Consider the following 17,400-nt stretch of genomic DNA (forward strand, 5'->3'; position numbering starts at 1 on the left):
GAGCACCGACCGTGTGCGCATGGAGATCGTCGGCGATGATCAGCGGTGACACGGGCGGACCGACGAGGAGTCGCCCGCCCCGGTCCCCGATAGCACTCAGGAATTCTCGGCCAGGACCTCGTTGCGCGGCACGGCGCTCCCCCGCTCCTGCACGTGGGCACAGCCGCGGAGGCTCCGCCGTCGACGGAGGCCCGGCACACCGGAACACCCGCATGGACGCACACGGCGTGCCTGACCGGCGCACCGCGCGGACGATGGGATGTGTGGCGCACGCATGTCGGGCGCCTCCATCGCGTCACCGCACCCCACAGCCCCTATCACTCCGCCCCTGCATCAGCCCCACGCCCGTCGCCGTGTCGCCCCATCCACCACCCGAACACCACAGCCCCACCGAGTGCTCATCTCATATCTGAGATAACCTGGCGCCATGTCAGACGACTACCTCGCACGCATCGGCAAGCTCATACGTGACGCCCGTCAGCACCGGGGCTGGACGCAGAGTCAACTTGCCGAAGCGCTCGGCACCAGCCAGAGCGCCGTCAACCGCATCGAGCGCGGCAATCAGAACATCAGCCTTGAGATGATTGCCCGTATCGGTGAAGCACTCGACAGTGAGATCGTGTCGCTCGGCTATGCCGGACCGATGCACCTGCGGGTGGTCGGCGGACGCCGGCTCTCCGGCTCGATCGACGTCAAGACCAGCAAGAACGCGTGCGTGGCACTGCTCTGCGGCTCGCTGCTCAACAAGGGACGTACGGTCCTGCGCCGCGTCGCCCGTATCGAGGAGGTCTACCGTCTCCTCGAAGTTCTGAACTCCATAGGCGTGCGGACCCGGTGGATCAACGACGGGACCGATCTGGAGATCGTCCCGCCGGCCCGGCTCGACATGGAGGCCATCGACGCGGACGCGGCCCGCCGCACCCGGTCCATCATCATGTTCCTCGGCCCGCTGCTGCACCGCATGGACCAGTTCAAGCTGCCGTACGCGGGCGGCTGCGACCTCGGCACCCGGACCATCGAGCCGCACATGATCGCGCTGCGCCGGTTCGGCCTGGAGATCGCCGCGACCGAGGGCCTGTACCACGCCCAGATCGACCACTCGGTCACCCCCGAACGCCCTATCGTGCTGACCGAACGCGGCGACACGGTGACGGAGAACGCGCTGCTGGCGGCCGCCCGTCACGACGGCACGACCGTCATCCGTAACGCGTCGTCCAACTACATGGTCCAGGACCTGTGCTTCTTCCTGGAGGCGCTGGGCATACGCATCGACGGCATCGGTACGACGACGCTGACCGTGCACGGTGTGGCGAACATAGACGTGGATGTCGACTACTCCCCCTCCGAGGACCCGGTCGAGGCGATGAGTCTGCTCGCCGCCGCCGTGGTGACGGAGTCCGAGCTGACGATCCGCCGGGTGCCGATCGAGTTCCTGGAGATCGAGCTCGCGGTGCTGGAGGAGATGGGTGTCGACTGCGACCGCACGACGGAGTACGCGGCGGACAACGGCCGTACCCGGCTGGTCGATCTGACGGTCCGGCCCTCCAAGCTGGAGGCGCCGATCGACAAGATCCACCCGATGCCGTTCCCCGGTCTCAACATCGACAACGTGCCGTTCTTCGCGGCCATCGCCGCCTCGGCGCACGGCAAGACCCTCATACACGACTGGGTCTACGACAACCGCGCCATCTATCTGACGGACCTCAACCGGCTGGGCGGCCGACTCCAGCTCCTCGACCCGCACCGGGTCCTGGTGGAGGGCCCGACCCGCTGGCGCGCGGCCGAGATGATATGCCCGCCGGCGCTGCGCCCCGCCGTGGTGGTACTGCTCGCGATGATGGCGGCCGAGGGGACCTCCGTACTGCGCAACGTGTACGTGATCAACCGCGGTTACGAGGAACTGGCGGAGCGCCTCAACTCGGTGGGCGCGCAGATCGAGATCTTCCGCGACATTTGATATGAGGATGCCGCCGCACCCCGTCTGACCTGCTACTTAGCGGGTCAGGGAGGGATGCGGCGGCACCTCTGGGACTTCTCTGGGACTTTTGGGCCGCGGTGGGCTACGAGCCGCGCTCCACAGGCTCTGCCGACCGGCCGCGGCTACGCGAAGATCGCGTCGATGGCGGCGCTGCCCCGTGCGCCCGCGCGGGGCAGGAAGTGGGAGTACTTCCGCAGCGTGAACCCGGGGTCGGAGTGCCCCAGCCAGCGTGCCAGGGAGACAACCGATTCGCCAGCCTCCAGTTCCTCGGAGGCGAAGAAGTGGCGCAGGGCGTGGAAGCCGTGCTCCCGGGACGGCTCCCACACGCGAGCGCCGTCGGTGCTGCCCTCCTCCAGCGGTGCGATCACGCCCGCCGCGGCCAGAGCCGGCTTCCACACGTAGGAGTTGAAGTAGTTCCGGTTGATGGCCTTCCGCTCGCGTCCCGTCACCAGGAGGTTGTAGGTTCTCGGCCGCCGGTGTTTGGAATCCACCGGCGTCTCGGCAGGAGTCGGGTCGTCCCAAGGCAGCGTGACCGGGACCGGCGCGAACTGCTCCGTGTGCTGCTGGATGGCCCGGGCCACGCTGGACGGCAGCGGCACGTCCCGGACCTTGCGACCCTTGGGAAGGGCGAAACACAACCTCGCCCGCACCATCTTGACCTGCCGCCGGACGTGGACGACTTCCTTGGCGAAGTCAATGTCCTCCAGGGCAAGCCCGAGCGCCTCCCCTTGCCGGAGCCCAAGACCCGCTCCGATCACGAGGAGGAGCCGGTAATGGTCCGGCAGGGCCGCCCGTACTGCCAGCACCCGTTCGGGCGGCCACGCCTCGACCCTGCCAGGCGTGGCGGCCGGAGGGCCGACCGTGCTGGAGCGGCACGGGTTGCGTCCGAGGCGACGGTCCTCGACAGCGGCCTGGAGGATGCTGGAGAGCGTCGCCCAGACGAGACGGATCGAGGTCGGACCGAGGTCCTTCTCCAGCCGCTTCTTCCAGTGGCGCAGGACTTCCGTGCCGATGGCGTTGAGCGGCTGAGCGCCCAGGTGGGGAACGATGTGCCGGCGTACCCTCTGCTCGATCCGCTCGATCGTGGACGGGTCACCGCTCTGGGTGGGCCACCAGTGGGTCGCGATGTAGTCCTTGAGAGAGATGGCCCCATCGCGCGGATCGACGAACTCGCCACGGCGAGCGTCGGTCTGAGCCTGGGCGAGCCAGGTCTTGGCGTCCTGGAGGGCATCGAAGGAACGGTCCTTGACGCCGGGGATGCTCTTGACGCGGTAGCGGGTGCACTTGCCATACAGGGCTGTGCGTTCGCGTTTGCCGGTTTTCGGGTTGGGACGCTTCTTCAGCCATCGGTCTTCTATGTAGCCGGCCAGGTGGAACTCCTTGGTGATGGGGATGGAGACAACGCTCTACGGCGCTTGGGGCTTCAGGCGCCGAGGAAGCGGCTCGACCGCTCCTGCAGGGGGGTGTTGAGCGGGTTGAGGGCCGGGTTGGAGCGGGAATCGGCCTGTTCCTGTTCGCGGACCCAGGCGTCGAGCACTTCGAGCCGGTACATGACGCGACCGCGAGGTCCCATGCGGAAGCTCGGGGGTCCCTGGCGACGGTGGCGCCAGACGTAGAGCGTGTGGGGTGAGAGGCCGAGATAGTCGGCGGCGTCCTTCACGGTCAGGAAGGCGGCGGATACGGCGCCTGAGGAAGCGGTGGCGGCAGGCAAAGATCGTCCAGGCATCGATGGTTCTCTGTGAGGTTGGGGAGGAGTGAGCCCGGGTGGGCGGACCGCGCCCCTTTTGGCGCCAGTCGTAGAAGGTGGAGCGAGCGATCTGCAGTTCGGCGCAGACTTCGTCCACCGTCAGCTTCTGAGCGGGCCTCGTTGCTACTGCCATGCGCTCATCGCCCCTCGCGAAGCAATCGGGGAGCTTGGCAACTTCCCCGAAGGATCGGTCCACTGGACTCGAAGGAGGGCAGGGGGTATCGCGGATCGGCGCATGGGCGGGATTTCCTTGCTGAGGTACGAGGAGCGACAGAAACGGCGGCAGCACAACTTCGCGCGACGTGCGCTAGGACAATCGCCTGCCGGCGATCCGTGCTGCCCACGGCAGGACTGCCGTGGCAGAACCGCTCCGCGCCCCCTCTCGACTGCACGAAGCTGCCTGCGTTCGCCACGGCTCCACCGCCAAGCGCAGCCGAATGCGAACACCTCAATGGTCTTGACGATCGCCGGTTTGGCTAACCGGCGATCGTCGGCTATGTTGCGCGTCGCCTCAGATGACGCCCCCGGCCGTCTGCCGTCAGGAAGCCAACTGATACGAGCGCAAAGCCGGGGTCTCGTCGTCCGATGCGACCGCCAGTAGGCCGTCACCCGTGAGCCGGTTGAGACTTCGCGCAGCGAGGCGCTCGGGAATTCTGATGGCCCGTGCCACTCGCCGTGTTGTGGCACCGGGATGTGCCGCTACATACGCGAGGACGGCACGATCGCCGCAATAGCTCCGTTGCAAGAGATCCTCGCCGAACAGACCGGCCGCGCAGACGCAGACGCAGAGTCCGGTGGATACGGCAAGGTAGTCACCCACCGTTTGGCCAGCCCAAGCATTCAGTCCGCCAAGGACAAAAAGTGCGGGTGAAGTGAAGCGGGCGGAACGGATAGCGGATTCAGACAGACACGCCTCCCAAGTACGGACCATGCCAGCGCGGCAACCTCGCACGGTTGGGTTTTAGAGTGGTTCATCACCCTGCCGTGTAGCCCCACCGTCTGACCTGGTGTTTTTCCGGGACGTTGTACGTTGACATGGTCCCGGCGGAGGTTTCCAGTCCTGTCGTCCTATTTCTCGTCTGCCGTGAGCGAATGCCCGCCGACCGCCTGCATGAAGTCCTCCTGTCGTGGACTTATGGAGGCGCAGGGAATGCGCCGACGCCTGCATCATGCAGCCGCACCACCTCGTTGATGAGTGGACCTGCCACCGCAGTGCCGAAGCGACGCGCAACCCCGATTGACACGCCGCCGTCTGACTGATCCACGTCGTGGTCGAGCCCAACTCACCTTCACGGCCGGCGACCGGCTTTCGGTGTGCCCTGGACGGCTGGGTAGGGTCGCGGTACCCGAGCTGGAGAGGTAGTTGCATGGCCAACGATATTGTGATTGCGCAGACGACCAGCGACAACGAGGATCAGGCGAAGGCACTGGCCCAGGGCGCGGTCGAGAGCAAGCTGGCAGCGGGCGTTCACATCGACGCGCCGATCACCGCCTTCTACTGGTGGAAGGGGAAGGTCGAGGCGGCGCAGGAGTGGCGGATCTCGTACATGACTACGACGGACCGTCTACCGGCGCTGGAAGCGTGGCTGCACGAGAGGCACCCGTACGACGTCCCCCAATGGATCACACTGCCCGTGACCAGCGGGTCGGAGGCGTACCTGTCCTGGGTTGTCGAGGAGACGGCACAGGACTGAGGAGCGACGGGCCGGACGTACGACAGCATTCGCGTCCCGGGTTTGCCGCGTACCGCCGGAGGGGGCTCAGGATGCGAACTGCCGTAGATAGCCAGCGAGTTCTCGCTCTCTGTCGGGGAGCGAGGCTGCGATAGTCTCTGCGCGCTCCTTGCCCATCGTGTTGGGCTTGGCCTGTGCCGCCGTAGCGAATTGGCGTGACACGTAGACTCCTTGGTCGACGTCGCCTCCACGCAGTAGGGCCGAAGCGAGATCGCCGAGAACCACCACGCCCCCGTCCGGTAGTTCGTCCCCTAGACGGTCGACTGCGGTATCTGCTGTGGACGTGAGTTCGGGACGCCCCAACTGGCCGTAGACGGAGAGGGCCAACGAGTCCATGCGGTACGGGGTCACGAACCGGACCCACGCCTGCTCGCTGGTGTGATCCGCGAAGTCGTAGGCGAAGCGCGCTCGCTCCAAGGCCCGGAGTGCCCCCGTCTCGTCGCCGGCCGCCGCAGCTTCCTCCGCGTGCCTGCCGAGGACCCAGGCGGCAGCAGTAGCGTTGCCGTGGCCTCGCACGTCGCTAGCCGCTTGAGAAAGGAACTCCAACTTCGCCTTCGGCGTCGAGGCGCCGTAGCTGGTGTAGGTCAGGGCCAGGGCTCGGAGTGGAGGGTGCCCGGCGGTCGCCGCGCACTGCGACGTGACCTTGTAGTAGGCGTCGGCTTTGTCGTGCTCGCCCAGGTCCCAGGCCACCCAACCAGCCAGAGCGGCAGTTTCTCCGGCGGCGATAGTGAGAGCCCGTTCGTGTTCGCCGGCACGGGGCAGGGCCGCGGTGATCGCGTCAAGATGTGACTCGACCGTGTTTTGTAGTCGCCGGGCACTGAGATTGAGTTCCTGGACGTGCAGTTCAGCGGCCCGGTCGATGAGCGCGACGGCGGAGGGCGAATCGATCTTGGACCCCTTACTGAGGGCGAAGGCCAGGCGCCCCCAGGGCTCGGCAGCCGCGCTCACGCCGATGGCGGCACCACCCAGCAGCGTGCGACGCTTCACGGCGTCCTGATCCTCCCCTGCATTGGCATGCCCCTCTCTCTTCCGAGCGCGGGCAGCCCTAGCCTCCCGCTGTAGTTCCTCGAAGGGGACACCGCAGGCCGCCGCGATATGGCCGATTGTGTGATTGGTAGGAATGTTCTCAAAGTTCTCATAGCGGCTGATCTCTCGGCGGGTCATGGTGTCCCGGCCGGAGACAGCGTTGATCGCGTCTGCCTGCTCCTCCTGCGTCCGGCCCGCATCCTGCCGAAGCCGGAGGAGCAGGTCGGCGAACGGATCTGGCATGAGTGTGACCTCTGTTGGTGGGCGGAATCCAATCATGGCCTCAATTCCCCCTCTGGTTTCCCCCCTTGACAGATTTTCCCCCTCTGGATTCCCCTGGTCGACGGCGTCGCCGCGCGGTGCGATAGCCCCCATGACCAGGCTCCAAGAGGCGACCCCGCCCGGCGGGGGCATCCGTAGTTCTGCGGCCACAGCAGGCACGTCGTGTGTGAGGCCGGCCCAGGAGGACCGACGCAGCACATCGGCATGGGCCGACATACCGGCGGCACCCCATGCCTGTCAGGCGGCCTTTCTCCCGGATCCCACGAAAGCTGGGGAGATGCGGCAGACAACCAGGGCGTTCCTGCGACGGTGCCGCGTTTCGCAGCCGGTGGCGGGGTTCGTCGTGCTGGCCGTTTCGGAGCTGGTCACCAACGCCATGGTTCACGGTGAGGGCGAAGTCGTGCTCCGGATCACGGTGACCGTCGACGTGGTGCGGGTCTCGGTAACCGACCGCAACCCTGCTCCCGCTGTACTCAAGGAAGCCGGACCCGACGGTGAATCCGGTCGCGGGATCCGGCTTGTCCATGCGATCTCAGACGCGTGGGAGAGCAGCGGCGAGGAAACGTCGTGTGAGTTCCGGTACGCGAGGGCTGCGACTTGAGTCAGACCTCCAGCTGGTCCCCGACCAGCCAAACGACGAGCAGCACAGCTCAGTCACTCCCGTTACGCAGGGCGCTCCGAGGGCCGTTCGCTTGCCTTCGCCCAGTAATTCGGTTCGAGCATCTCGCCAGGCCATGCGGGCTGATGGATCGGGCCCCGAGGCCCCATCTGTTCGAAGTACGGTGCCAGGTCGATCACGGGCGTTCCGTCTACGGCGTCGAGATCGGTGACCAGAAGGTCCCGGCCTTCGACCTTGAGCAACCGCGGGTAGCTGATAGCCAGTTGGTTGGGGCGCCGGTGGTTGCGGTGGACGAACGTACCTGTCGGCGGCCAGTTCTGGTTTCCCCGTGGGCTGCGTGCGTGGAGCTCGACGTCTTCGGGTCGCGCCAGGTGGAAGCGCCACGTCACCGTCAGGTGGGAGAACTCTCCGATTCCCTGCAGCGTTTCGAGGGGGTACGCGTCGTCGAGCCGAATGATCGATTCGACCCCGCCCTGGTAGTCGTCCTGAACGCGGGTGTGGCCCCCGACGACTGTTGCGATCGACTCGACCTCGTACGTCGCCATCGGCGCTCGTTCCTCTCCCTCGGCGTAGCATGCACGGCGGCCCCCGGCCAGCGCCGCGAACCCGCTCTGTGGTCAGCCTATGGTGCGCAGCATGCCCCGTGCCCGGTGGTCCAGTTCGGTGACATGTCGGCCTCCGCGTTGCCGGACGGGCGAGAGGTCGCTCTGGATGCGGACGATGACGTCGCGGGCACGGCCGGACTGGACGCCGGCCATGGCGTCGAGTGCTTGGTTCCAGGTGGCGCATGCCTCGTCGAGGCGGCCTTGCTGGACCTGGACGGCGCCGAGGTAGCCGAGGGTCACGCTGTGCGTGCGGGCGTACTGCTGGCGGCGGCGGGTGGCCACGCTGCGCTTGAAGTGGATCTCCGCGTCCAGCGGCTGGCCCATGTCGCGCAGGGCGCAGGCTGTCTCGTGGGCCAGGGAGGCTTCCTGGAAGAAGCTCACGCGGCTCGGAGCCTCGCTGTTGTCGGCGCGGGAGAGATCCCGCTCCGCGCGGCTGATGGCCGCGAGAGTGCCGGCGCGGTCGCCGTCGGCTGCGAGGGCGCGTGCGTGAACGATCGCGAGCAGGGCTTTCTCACGGTGGCTAGCTTGGCCGTAGCGGTCGCGGTTCATGGAGGCGTCGGCCAGGACGAGGGCGCGGCCGGGGTGCCCAAGGTCCACGGCTTGGTGCGCGAGGGCGCGCAGGATGTGGCCGCCGAGCGGCCCGTCGACCGCTTCGGCCGCTATGCGGGCGGCGAGAGTGAGGTAGCGCTGGGCGGTGCGGTGCTCGGAGGCGTCGAAAGCCATCCACCCCGACAAATAGGCCATCTCCGCCACGGCCGAGTAGGTGTCGCGACGAAGCTGCTCCGTGCGGAACCTGCTGCCGAGCAGGGGCACCGCTTCGTCGCGAAGATGGCCGGCGAGGGCCGATCGGCCAGAGGCGCCGCCTCGCTGCTGGTCACGCGCGGAGTAGAAGGTCGTCAGATCGCGGACGTCGTCGATGTCGGCCTGCGTCACCAGCCGGGAGGAGACTGCTGGGCGCTTCGCCGCCGCGGCAGGAGCGGCTGCCCACCACGAGGCGGTGGGCAAGGCCAGGCCGGCGGCCGAGTACGCGGCGGTCGCCAGCAGCTTGCGTCGGTGCATATCGAGGTCGTCGCTTCCCAGCTCGGCCAGCACGGTCAGAGGATCGACGCTCCAGTCGGAACCGCTGTCGGTTTGGCCTGTGCCTTCACCTTCCAGCCCGAGGTCGGCCAGGGTGAGGCGGCGGCCGAGCCTGCGGGACAGCGTCTCGCGAAGGATATGAGGTGCCTGACCGCTCGGCTGCGTGCCCTGCACCCACATGGCGATGTGCGAGCGGGAGATGGCCTCCAGCTCACGCACCGCGCTCTCCGCGGCTACCCGGGCGACCGCTGCGGCTGCTTGCGGCTGGGACCAGCCCGCTTCGCGCAGAAGTGCGGCGAGGGCGACGTTTCGCACACGGGCCATGGGCTGCCCCTCGGTTCCGAAATGATCTTTGACGCCTTTGACGGCCTCGGCGGTCGCGCAGGCATACCCCCCAGCGGGGATTCACGGTTCGCTCAACGTAGCGACCGGATCACTCACTTTGCACGACGACCGCCACCTCCGCACGGCGAACCCCAATCAACTTGGCCTGATCCGAACAGGAGTTGTGTCATGCGCCTCTCGCTGGCTCCCCGCCAGGACGCCTGTCAACAGTTCGCGTCCAACAGGAAGGGCCGCATGGCTGTCGAGCCGGTTTCACCGCGCAATCAAGCGGTGGCCGCGGCCGAGACAGTGGCGCTCGTGCTGGACGAGGACTCGCCGCTGCCGGAGACCACCGCCGACGTTGAAGACCTCGCGAGGCGTCTGCGCGGTCACATCAATCGACTCGGCGTCATGCTGCCCAAGGAGGAGCCAGCGCTGCGCCGCGCGCAACAGCTCGGCTCGGCGGGGGTCCCCGACGGCTACATGCCCAGCAGGGCGCATCTGGTCCAACTGGCCGAGGCGGCCCAGGAGCTCGTGGCGACCGTGGAGGCCCACGGCACCGGCCGTGCGATGCGGCAGCGGGGACGGCGTTGGCGGACACCGCCGATCAACCTGCTGCGCGGCACAGTCTTCGCGATCGCCTTCGCCTGTCTCGTCCTGGCCGCGTCGGTGCCCCGGGCATGACCGCCACCGGGGCGGTTCTGATCGTCCTGATCCTTGGTCCCACGACATGGCTGGTTCTCCGCGGTGATCGCGCAACCAGTTCCCCGTCAGCGGACGAGGAACCCGCACCGGCGCGGAGCGAGTCGCCGCCTCACCGGTGACCACCGGAGTCTCGCCTCACCGACAGTTCGCCGGCCGTTTCGACGGCCCTAAAGCCCTCCCCGGACTCGCGGGGCCTAACGGAGATCTACACGATGAAACGCCTTCCGCGTATCGAGCACTACGGCCTGATCGGCGACGTGCAGACCAGTGCCCACGTCTGCGACGACGGCTCGATCGACTGGCTGTGCCTGCCCCGCTTCGACTCGCCGGCCCCCTTCGCTGCGCTGCTTGGCAGGCAGAAGCACGGAGCGTGGCGCATAGCCCCGGCCGCTGCGCACGAAGAGGGAGCCGGTGCGACTGCCGAGCGGCGCTATGTCGGTGAGTCCCTCGTGCTGGAGACAGTCTGGACGACGTCCTCCGGCAGCGCGAAGGTCACCGACTTCATGCCGCCGCGCGACGGGGCACCGCAGGTCATCCGGATCGTGGAGGGAACGGCTGGCCAGATCGCCATGGCTTCCACGCTGCGCGCCCGCCCCGGCTACGGCCGGGTCAGCCCGTGGATCCATGAGCTGGGCGGACGCATGATCGCTGAGGGCGGCGGGGACGCCCTGTGGCTGGACACGTCCACCGGGCAGGTTGAGAAGGACGGCGCGATCGTCAGCTCCTTCACGGTCACCGCCGGCGAGAGCGTCGCCTTCGTACTGAGCTGGGGGCCCTCCCACGGTGTCGCGCCGGAGATCCCGGATCCCGACGCGGCGCTCGCGGCGACCCTCGCCTTCTGGGAAGACTGGACGAGCCAATGCACCTACGACGGCCCGCACCGGGAAGCAGTCGTCCGGTCGCTGATCACCCTGAAGGCGATGACGTACGCCCCCAGCGGCGGCATCGTCGCAGCGCCGACCACGTCGCTGCCGGAAGAGATCGGTGGTCGCCGGAACTGGGACTACCGCTACACCTGGCTGCGCGACGCCTCCACCACCCTAGGCGCCCTGCTCGGTTCGGGGTACTGGCAGGAGGCCGAGGCGTGGCGGCGGTGGCTGCTGCGGGCCGCGGCCGGCGATCCGGAGAACCTGCAGATCATGTACGGGATCACCGGAGAACGGGATCTCCAGGAGCGGGAGCTGCGGTGGCTGCCCGGCTACGAGAACTCCGGCCCGGTACGGATCGGCAACGGGGCTGTAGACCAGTTGCAGCTCGACGTGTACGGCTACGTGATCGAGACCCTGTACCTCGCCCACCGAAGCGGGGTGGCCCGCTGCGGCGACACCGCGGTCCTGCACCAACGGCTGGTCGAGCACCTCGCCGAGCGGTGGCAGACGCCCGACGAGGGAATCTGGGAGATCCGAGGTGAGCGCCGCCACTTCGTGCACTCCAAGGTCATGGCCTGGGCCGCGATCGACCGGACCATCCGCCTGGTCGAGGCCGCCGTCCTGGACGCCGACCTGTTCGCCCTGATTGAACTGCGCGAGGCCATCCACCAGGAGGTGTGCACGCGCGGATTCGATCCGGTCCGCAACACCTTCACCCAGTCCTACGGATCACAGGAGGTCGACGCCGCCCTCCTGCTGATCCCCAGGGTGGGATTCCTGCCTCCCGACGATCCCCGAGTGCTCGGGACGGTGGAGGCAGTACGTCAGCAACTGTCCACCCCGGAGGGCCTCGTCCGGCGCTACCCGACCGCCGGCGACCGCATCGGGCTCGACGGCCTGAACGGTGACGAGGGGACCTTCCTGCTCTGCTCGTTCTGGATGGTCGATGCGCTCGCCCTGACTGGCCGCCCGGACGAAGCCCACGCGCTCTTCGACCGGCTCCTGGCCCTGCGCACTGACCTCGGCCTGCTCGCCGAGGAGTACGACCCCGCCACCGGGCGACAACTGGGCAACTTCCCGCAGGCGTACAGCCACATCGGGGTGATCGGGTCCGCGCTCCTGCTGCAGCAGCTCGACTCGGGGGCGCCCGCAGCCGAGGCCGACGTGCTCTTGGCGGTGGGTGTCTGATGAACACGACCGCCACCACCATGGTCATCGTGCTCGCCGCCGCGGCCATCGTCGCGGTGGCAGCGGCCCGGGTTAGCCACCGCCGATGGCAGAAGACGCGGCAGCGGGCACACCTCTTGGCCCGCGAACAACAGGCCACCGAGGGTGCCCTGCAGAAGCTGGTCCACGAGACGCTGCCCCAGATCCACCAGTCGGGCGGTCGGATCACGATGCCGGCCCCCGCACCGGAACTGGCCGGCACCGCAGTCGGTGAACACCTGACCAACGTGGTCAAGGCCACCGCCGGCGTCGTCCAAGCCGTGATCCGCGACATCCAGTACGCGGCGCACCAGGAGATCGAGCAGGCGAAGACGCTCGGGGCGGAGGAGTTGCGGCGTTCGCACACCGCCGCCCAGGAAGAGATCGCTCGGGTAAGTTCCACTGCTGTGCGGTCGACCGAGGCCGCAGTGCGCAGTGTGTCGTCGGCACTCGTGGGCATGGCCGCCAAGACCAGCCGCAAGGTCAGCGAGGGCGTGCGCGAGCACGAGGACGACGCCGCGTTCGAGACGCTGACCGATATCGACCACACCGTGCAGCAGATGCTGCTGGTCGCTCAGGGCTGGACCATCCTGGCCGGCGGCAAGCTGACCCGGCACTGGCCCACGACGACGCTGACCGATGTGGTGCGGGCCGCGATGGGCTACGTCGAGGACTACCAGCGCGTACAGCCCCAGGAACTCACCGTCGCGGTGAAGACCCGCGTGGTCGGGCCCGTGGTGCACGCCCTCGCGCTCCTGCTGGACAACGCGCTGCGCTTCTCGCCACCACAGTCGAGAGTGCACGTGTCCTTCGAACAGGGCCACCACGGAGTCACCGTCTTCGTGGACGACAGCGGCCTACAGATGACGCCGGAGCAGCTCGACAGCGCCCGGGACATCCTCACCGGGCAGCGCACGGACGACATAACGCAGCTCGGCGCCCGCCCGCAGACCGGGTTCCGAGTCGCCGCCGCCCTCGCGCGCGCCTACGGATTCCGGGTCGATGTCCAGGCGCCCAACTCCCTTCTGGGCACCCGCGCGCTCCTCACCCTTCCCCAGGACCTCCTCACCACGGCGCCCCAGGCGCCGCCGGCATCCTCGCAGCCGGTGCAGAAGGATCCGCCAGCTGCTCTCGCCTCTGCCGCGTCCGGCCGGCTCCCTGCTCTCGCCCCGGTTCCGGTAGCCACACAACCCGCGCTCACCCCCGTCCCGCCGACGGCCGGGGAATCCGACCAGGAGCGTTCCACTGCCCGCACGACCGCCAGCGGACTGACGGTGCGCAGCCGCCGCGCCGCACCCGCCTCCGCCCCCGTTCCCCGCCCTGCCAACGCCGAGCCGGGGCGAGCGAGCGTGATCGCCGCCTGGGCCCGTGGCACTCAGCGCGCCCGCGCCGAGCAGGGCACCCACGTCCCCACTGCCGACAACGACCAAGGACACGACGCATGACCGACAAGAACATCGGCTGGCTCCTCGAAAGCCTGGAGGAGACCGCTGGCGTGGAATACGCCGTGCTGGTCGCCGCGGACGGCATGAGCCCGGCCTACACCGATCGGCTGCCGCGCGAGCGCGCCGAGAAGATCTCGGCCATCGCCTCCACGCTGTGGGGAGCATCGCGGGCCTACGACCGGGAGACGAACGGCGGGGGCGTCCGCCAGTTCGTCATGGAGTCGGTCGACCACATCTCCCTGCTCATCCCGGCTGGCGAGAACACCATGCTCGCCGTCCGCACCGACAGCCCTCACGCGGACATCGGGGTGATCAGCGAGGCCGCCCTGCGCTTGGCCGCGAGCGTGGGCGAACAGCTGGGTGTCCAGACACGCATCGCCGGCGGCACGGAAGCACCGCTGGCATGAGCAGGCCGCGGCAGGACCCGGATCTGGTCAGGCCCTACGTCCGCACGGGCGGACGCACCCGCCCCAGCAAGGACGTGCGCCTGGAGAGCCTGGTCTTCGCCGCGACTGGCACCCGTCCCGGCCTCAACCCGGACGCACGGCGCGTGCTCGCCCTGTTCGCACCCGCGCAAGGCGGAGGGCTGGCCGTCGCCGAGATCGCCTCCGCACTCGCCCTCCCGCCCTCGACCACCCGGATTCTCGTCGCCGACCTCATCGGACACGGACTGATGACCCTCGCCCAGGGCCAGGACGACGACCGGCCCCCGGCCTCACTCATCGAAAGGGTTCTTCATGGACTCCGCGCTCACGCCTGACCGGTTCGTCGCGCGCACGGTGACGGCTACCGCGAAGATCGTGGTCGCCGGAGCCTTCGGCGTGGGCAAGACCACCTTCGTCGGCAGCGTCTCCGAGGTGCCTCCGGTCCACATGGAGGAAACCATCACCCGGGCGAGCGCCCTGGTCGACGACCTGGCCCGCACGCCTGCCAAGTCCACCACCACCGTCGGCGTGGACTTCGGACGCAAGCACCTCAGCGACGACCTCGTGCTCTACCTGTTCGGTACCCCCGGCCAGGCCCGATTCAGCTTCCTGTGGCAGGAGTTGATCATCGGCGCCCTCGGCGCCCTGGTCCTCGTCGACCCCCGCGACCTGGACGCCTCCCACGAAATCCTCGGCCTCCTCGAAGAGAACGGCGTCCCCTACGCGGTCGCGGTCAACCAGTTCGACGGCGCGCCCCGCCACCCGCTCGAAGAAGTCCACGAGGCCCTCGCCCTGGAGGGACACACGCCGCTGACCGTGTGCGATGCCCGCGAGCGAGCGTCCTGCATGCAGGCCCTGATCCAGCTCACCGAATACCTCGCCCGTCTCGCGCACCGTCTGGAGCCCCGACCGTGAGCACCGCGACCCACCGCATCCCCCTGTACGAACCGGACTTCGCCCAGAATCCGCACGCCGCCTACCAGCGCATGCGCGAGCAGTTCGGCCCTCTGGTCCCCGTAGACCTGGCCCCCGGCGTGCCCGCCACGCTGGTCGTCGGCTATGAGGAGGCCCGCCGCATCCTCGGCGACCCGCAACGCTTCCCCGCCGACCCGCGCCAGTGGCAGACCTCGGTCCCCGACACCTGCCCCATCCGGCCGATGATGGAGTGGCGCCCCAACGCCCTGCGCTCGGCCGGCGCCGAGCACGCCCGCTACCGGGCCGCGAACACGGAAGCCCTCGGGGCTGTCGACCAGCACGCGCTGCGAGCCCGCGTCGAACTGGTTGCCGAGCAGACCATCAACGCCTTCAGGGGCAGCGGCAAGGCGGACCTGCTGTCCCAGTACGCCTGGCCTCTCGCGTTCCAGACGCTCAGCCACCTGCTCGGCTGCCCCGACGAGGTCGGCCACCGGATCGCGGACGGAATGGCGAAGATCTTCGACGGGGTCAACGCCTCCATCGGCAACCAGATCATGGCTCATGCCGTGGCGGACCTCGTCGCCCTGCGCCGCCGAGAGCCCGGTGACGACGTGACCAGCAGGCTCCTCGTCCATGTCGCCCGGCTGGACGACACCGAGATGGGCCAGCAGCTCATCACCCTGTACGGGGCGGGCATCGAACCCCTGACCAACCTGATCACGAACACCCTCCTGGAGATGCTCACCAACAGCGAGTTCTCCGGTGACCTGCACGCCGGCGACGCCTCCGTCCGCGAGGCCCTGGACAGCGTCCTCTATCGCGACCCGCCGCTCGCGAACTTCGCGATGTCCTACCCGCCCCGCCCGGCCGACATCGGCGGGTACCTGCTGCCCGCCGACCAGCCGGTGGTCATCAGCTATGCCGCCTGCAACAACGACCCCGCCCTGGGAACCCACCGGCCACTGGGCAACCGGGCCCACCTCGCCTGGGGCGCCGGCCCGCACGGCTGCCCTGCCAGCACGCACGCCTACCTCATCGCCGAAACCGCCATCCTCCACGTCCTCGACGCCCTGCCCGAGATGGACCTCGACGGCCACCGCGACGACCTCGTCCGGCGCCCCGGCCCCTTCCACCGCTCGCTGGTCGCCCTCCCCGTCACCTTCCCCTCAAGCTGAAAGAAGCCCCAACGTGTCCGAACGGCAGATACTCGTCCTCGACCCCACCGGATCCGACCCGGACGCCGAACACCAGGCCCTGCGCGACCGCGGCTCCGCCACTCTCGTGGACATCCTCGGCGTGCGCGCCTGGTCCGTCTCCGACCCGGCCCTCCTTAAGCAGCTTCTGACCAGCAAGGACGTCTCCAAGGACGGCCGCGCCCACTGGCCGGCATTCGCCGAGACGGTCCCCACCTGGCCGCTGGCCCTGTGGGTGGCGGTGGAGAACATGTTCACCGCCTACGGCGGCAACCACAGCCGCCTGCGGCGCATGGTCGCCCCCGCCCTCTCGGCCCGCCGTACCGCCGCCCTCCAGGCGGACATCGAGCTCCTCGTGAACGGCATCCTCCACGACCTCGCCGCCCTCCCGGCCGATGAGGTGGCCGACCTTCGCGAGCACCTCGCCTACCCGCTCCCGATCGCCGTCATCGGCAAGCTCATGGGCGTCCCCGCCGACCGGCGCACCGAGTTCCGCACCGTGGTGGACAACGTATTCGCCACCCACCTCTCCGCCGAGGAACAAGCCGCGAACACCGCCACCCTGTACGGCCTGCTGGACGCCCTGATCGAGATCAAGCGCACCGAGCCCGGCGAGGACATGACCTCGCTGCTGATCGCCGCCCGCGACGAGGAGGGCGACGGCTCCGCCCTCAGCGACGCCGAGCTGCGCGACACGCTCCTGCTGATGATCAGCGCCGGGTACGAGACCACCGTCAACGTCATCGACCAGGCCATCACCACCCTGCTCTCCGAGCCAGAGCAGCTGGCCCACGTCCGGGACGGCCGCTGCACCTGGGAGGGCGTAGTCGAGGAGACCCTGCGCCACCAGCCCGCGGTCAAGCACCTTCCCCTGCGCTATGCCCGCACCGACATCGCCCTCCCGGACGGGCAGACGATCAAGACCGGCGAGGCGATCCTCGCCTCCTACGCCGCCGCCAACCGGCACCCCGACTGGCACGAGGACGCCGACCGCTTCGACGCCACCCGCCTCAGCAAGGAACACCTCGCCTTCGGACACGGCGTCCACTTCTGCCTCGGCGCCCCACTTGCCCGACTCGAAGTCGCCACCGCCCTGCGCCTGCTCTTCGAACGCTTCCCCGACGCCCAACTCGCCACGGACAGGACCGATCTGAAGAGGCTGCCGAGCCTGATCAGCAACGGACACACCTCCGTCCCTGTGCGCCTGCGCCCGCCGTCGAGCCGCTGACCGATACCGACGAGGAAGACCAC

The 17,400-nt window shown here is 68.7% G+C and carries 16 protein-coding genes and 1 pseudogene; 11 read left to right on the forward strand and 6 right to left on the reverse strand.

Translation table 11 applies throughout. The features are described 5' to 3' along the window. The first annotated feature begins 427 nt into the window (after positions 1-427). The gene (locus tag OHB49_RS10730) at positions 428-1,957 is read left to right on the forward strand and encodes a helix-turn-helix domain-containing protein (RefSeq protein WP_030980745.1); all 1,530 of its coding nucleotides are present in this window, start codon (positions 428-430) and stop codon (positions 1,955-1,957) included. Positions 1,958-2,100: 143 nt separating this feature from the next. Here OHB49_RS10730 and OHB49_RS10735 read toward each other — a convergent pair whose 3' ends face one another. From OHB49_RS10735 to OHB49_RS10745, 3 genes and pseudogenes are all read right to left on the reverse strand, one after another. After that, the gene (locus OHB49_RS10735; RefSeq protein ID WP_329159774.1) at positions 2,101-2,784 is read right to left on the reverse strand and encodes a tyrosine-type recombinase/integrase; all 684 of its coding nucleotides are present in this window, start codon (positions 2,782-2,784) and stop codon (positions 2,101-2,103) included. Between the two features lie 617 nt (positions 2,785-3,401). After that, on the reverse strand, positions 3,402-3,704 hold the full coding sequence (locus OHB49_RS10740; protein WP_329159776.1) for a helix-turn-helix transcriptional regulator: 303 nt from the start codon (positions 3,702-3,704) through the stop codon (positions 3,402-3,404). A gap of 67 nt (positions 3,705-3,771) precedes the next feature. After that, positions 3,772-4,014 (reverse strand): annotated as a pseudogene (locus OHB49_RS10745) (helix-turn-helix domain-containing protein); the annotation flags it as partial. Between the two features lie 1,078 nt (positions 4,015-5,092). Between OHB49_RS10745 and cutA the strand changes: the two are divergent. Further along, positions 5,093-5,419, forward strand: coding sequence for a divalent-cation tolerance protein CutA (cutA, locus tag OHB49_RS10750; RefSeq protein ID WP_329159778.1), 327 nt, complete (start codon positions 5,093-5,095; stop codon positions 5,417-5,419). Positions 5,420-5,485: 66 nt separating this feature from the next. Here the strand turns inward: cutA and OHB49_RS10755 are convergent, their stop codons facing one another. Beyond that, positions 5,486-6,727: a helix-turn-helix transcriptional regulator gene (locus tag OHB49_RS10755; RefSeq protein WP_329159779.1), complete on the reverse strand. Its 1,242-nt coding sequence runs from the start codon at positions 6,725-6,727 to the stop codon at positions 5,486-5,488. 130 nt (positions 6,728-6,857) lie between these two features. On the opposite strand from OHB49_RS10755, the gene OHB49_RS10760 reads away from it, so the two are divergent. Continuing rightward, complete coding sequence (locus tag OHB49_RS10760; protein WP_329166437.1) at positions 6,858-7,367, forward strand: ATP-binding protein; 510 nt, start codon at positions 6,858-6,860, stop codon at positions 7,365-7,367. Positions 7,368-7,429: 62 nt separating this feature from the next. Here OHB49_RS10760 and OHB49_RS10765 read toward each other — a convergent pair whose 3' ends face one another. Then, positions 7,430-7,930, reverse strand: coding sequence for an SAM-dependent methyltransferase (locus OHB49_RS10765; RefSeq protein ID WP_329159780.1), 501 nt, complete (start codon positions 7,928-7,930; stop codon positions 7,430-7,432). Between the two features lie 72 nt (positions 7,931-8,002). Next, positions 8,003-9,391 carry a Tat pathway signal protein gene (locus OHB49_RS10770; protein ID WP_329159782.1) on the reverse strand — a complete coding sequence of 463 codons (1,389 nt, stop codon included), beginning with the start codon at positions 9,389-9,391 and terminating at the stop codon, positions 8,003-8,005. Between the two features lie 255 nt (positions 9,392-9,646). Between OHB49_RS10770 and OHB49_RS10775 the strand changes: the two genes are divergently transcribed. The 8 genes from OHB49_RS10775 (at position 9,647) to OHB49_RS10810 (ending at position 17,377) form a co-directional block, all read left to right on the forward strand. Then, positions 9,647-10,075: a DUF6415 family natural product biosynthesis protein gene (locus tag OHB49_RS10775; RefSeq protein WP_329159784.1), complete on the forward strand. Its 429-nt coding sequence runs from the start codon at positions 9,647-9,649 to the stop codon at positions 10,073-10,075. A 233-nt stretch (positions 10,076-10,308) separates the two neighbouring features. Further along, positions 10,309-12,153, forward strand: coding sequence for a glycoside hydrolase family 15 protein (locus OHB49_RS10780; protein ID WP_329159785.1), 1,845 nt, complete (start codon positions 10,309-10,311; stop codon positions 12,151-12,153). Further along, complete coding sequence (locus tag OHB49_RS10785) at positions 12,153-13,616, forward strand: ATP-binding protein (protein ID WP_329159787.1); 1,464 nt, start codon at positions 12,153-12,155, stop codon at positions 13,614-13,616. The genes OHB49_RS10780 and OHB49_RS10785 overlap by 1 nt, the downstream gene beginning before the upstream one ends. Next, complete coding sequence (locus tag OHB49_RS10790) at positions 13,613-14,023, forward strand: roadblock/LC7 domain-containing protein (RefSeq protein ID WP_329159790.1); 411 nt, start codon at positions 13,613-13,615, stop codon at positions 14,021-14,023. The genes OHB49_RS10785 and OHB49_RS10790 overlap by 4 nt, the downstream gene beginning before the upstream one ends. After that, a complete protein-coding gene (locus OHB49_RS10795; RefSeq protein ID WP_329159791.1) occupies positions 14,020-14,376 on the forward strand; it encodes a DUF742 domain-containing protein in 357 nt (118 codons plus the stop codon). The genes OHB49_RS10790 and OHB49_RS10795 overlap by 4 nt, the downstream gene beginning before the upstream one ends. Continuing rightward, entirely contained in the window at positions 14,354-14,956 is a 603-nt protein-coding gene (locus tag OHB49_RS10800; protein WP_175309475.1) for a GTP-binding protein, read from the forward strand. The genes OHB49_RS10795 and OHB49_RS10800 overlap by 23 nt, the downstream gene beginning before the upstream one ends. After that, positions 14,953-16,131: a cytochrome P450 gene (locus OHB49_RS10805; protein WP_329159795.1), complete on the forward strand. Its 1,179-nt coding sequence runs from the start codon at positions 14,953-14,955 to the stop codon at positions 16,129-16,131. The genes OHB49_RS10800 and OHB49_RS10805 overlap by 4 nt, the downstream gene beginning before the upstream one ends. A gap of 13 nt (positions 16,132-16,144) precedes the next feature. Then, positions 16,145-17,377 carry a cytochrome P450 family protein gene (locus OHB49_RS10810; RefSeq protein ID WP_329159797.1) on the forward strand — a complete coding sequence of 411 codons (1,233 nt, stop codon included), beginning with the start codon at positions 16,145-16,147 and terminating at the stop codon, positions 17,375-17,377. The last annotated feature ends 23 nt before the right edge of the window (positions 17,378-17,400 follow it).

The organism is Streptomyces sp. NBC_01717, from assembly GCF_036248255.1.
In the GTDB taxonomy this organism is placed as follows: domain Bacteria; phylum Actinomycetota; class Actinomycetes; order Streptomycetales; family Streptomycetaceae; genus Streptomyces.

Excerpts from the sequence above, each read along its gene's own strand:
- OHB49_RS10730 (WP_030980745.1), top strand. The coding sequence starts at position 428 with ATGTCAGACGACTACCTCGCACGCATCGGCAAGCTCATACGTGACGCC.
- OHB49_RS10740 (WP_329159776.1), bottom strand. The coding sequence starts at position 3,704 with ATGCCTGGACGATCTTTGCCTGCCGCCACCGCTTCCTCAGGCGCCGTA.
- cutA (WP_329159778.1), top strand. The coding sequence starts at position 5,093 with ATGGCCAACGATATTGTGATTGCGCAGACGACCAGCGACAACGAGGAT.
- OHB49_RS10755 (WP_329159779.1), bottom strand. The coding sequence starts at position 6,727 with ATGCCAGATCCGTTCGCCGACCTGCTCCTCCGGCTTCGGCAGGATGCG.
- OHB49_RS10760 (WP_329166437.1), top strand. The coding sequence starts at position 6,858 with ATGACCAGGCTCCAAGAGGCGACCCCGCCCGGCGGGGGCATCCGTAGT.
- OHB49_RS10765 (WP_329159780.1), bottom strand. The coding sequence starts at position 7,930 with ATGGCGACGTACGAGGTCGAGTCGATCGCAACAGTCGTCGGGGGCCAC.
- OHB49_RS10770 (WP_329159782.1), bottom strand. The coding sequence starts at position 9,391 with ATGGCCCGTGTGCGAAACGTCGCCCTCGCCGCACTTCTGCGCGAAGCG.
- OHB49_RS10775 (WP_329159784.1), top strand. The coding sequence starts at position 9,647 with ATGGCTGTCGAGCCGGTTTCACCGCGCAATCAAGCGGTGGCCGCGGCC.
- OHB49_RS10780 (WP_329159785.1), top strand. The coding sequence starts at position 10,309 with ATGAAACGCCTTCCGCGTATCGAGCACTACGGCCTGATCGGCGACGTG.
- OHB49_RS10785 (WP_329159787.1), top strand. The coding sequence starts at position 12,153 with ATGAACACGACCGCCACCACCATGGTCATCGTGCTCGCCGCCGCGGCC.
- OHB49_RS10790 (WP_329159790.1), top strand. The coding sequence starts at position 13,613 with ATGACCGACAAGAACATCGGCTGGCTCCTCGAAAGCCTGGAGGAGACC.
- OHB49_RS10795 (WP_329159791.1), top strand. The coding sequence starts at position 14,020 with ATGAGCAGGCCGCGGCAGGACCCGGATCTGGTCAGGCCCTACGTCCGC.
- OHB49_RS10800 (WP_175309475.1), top strand. The coding sequence starts at position 14,354 with ATGGACTCCGCGCTCACGCCTGACCGGTTCGTCGCGCGCACGGTGACG.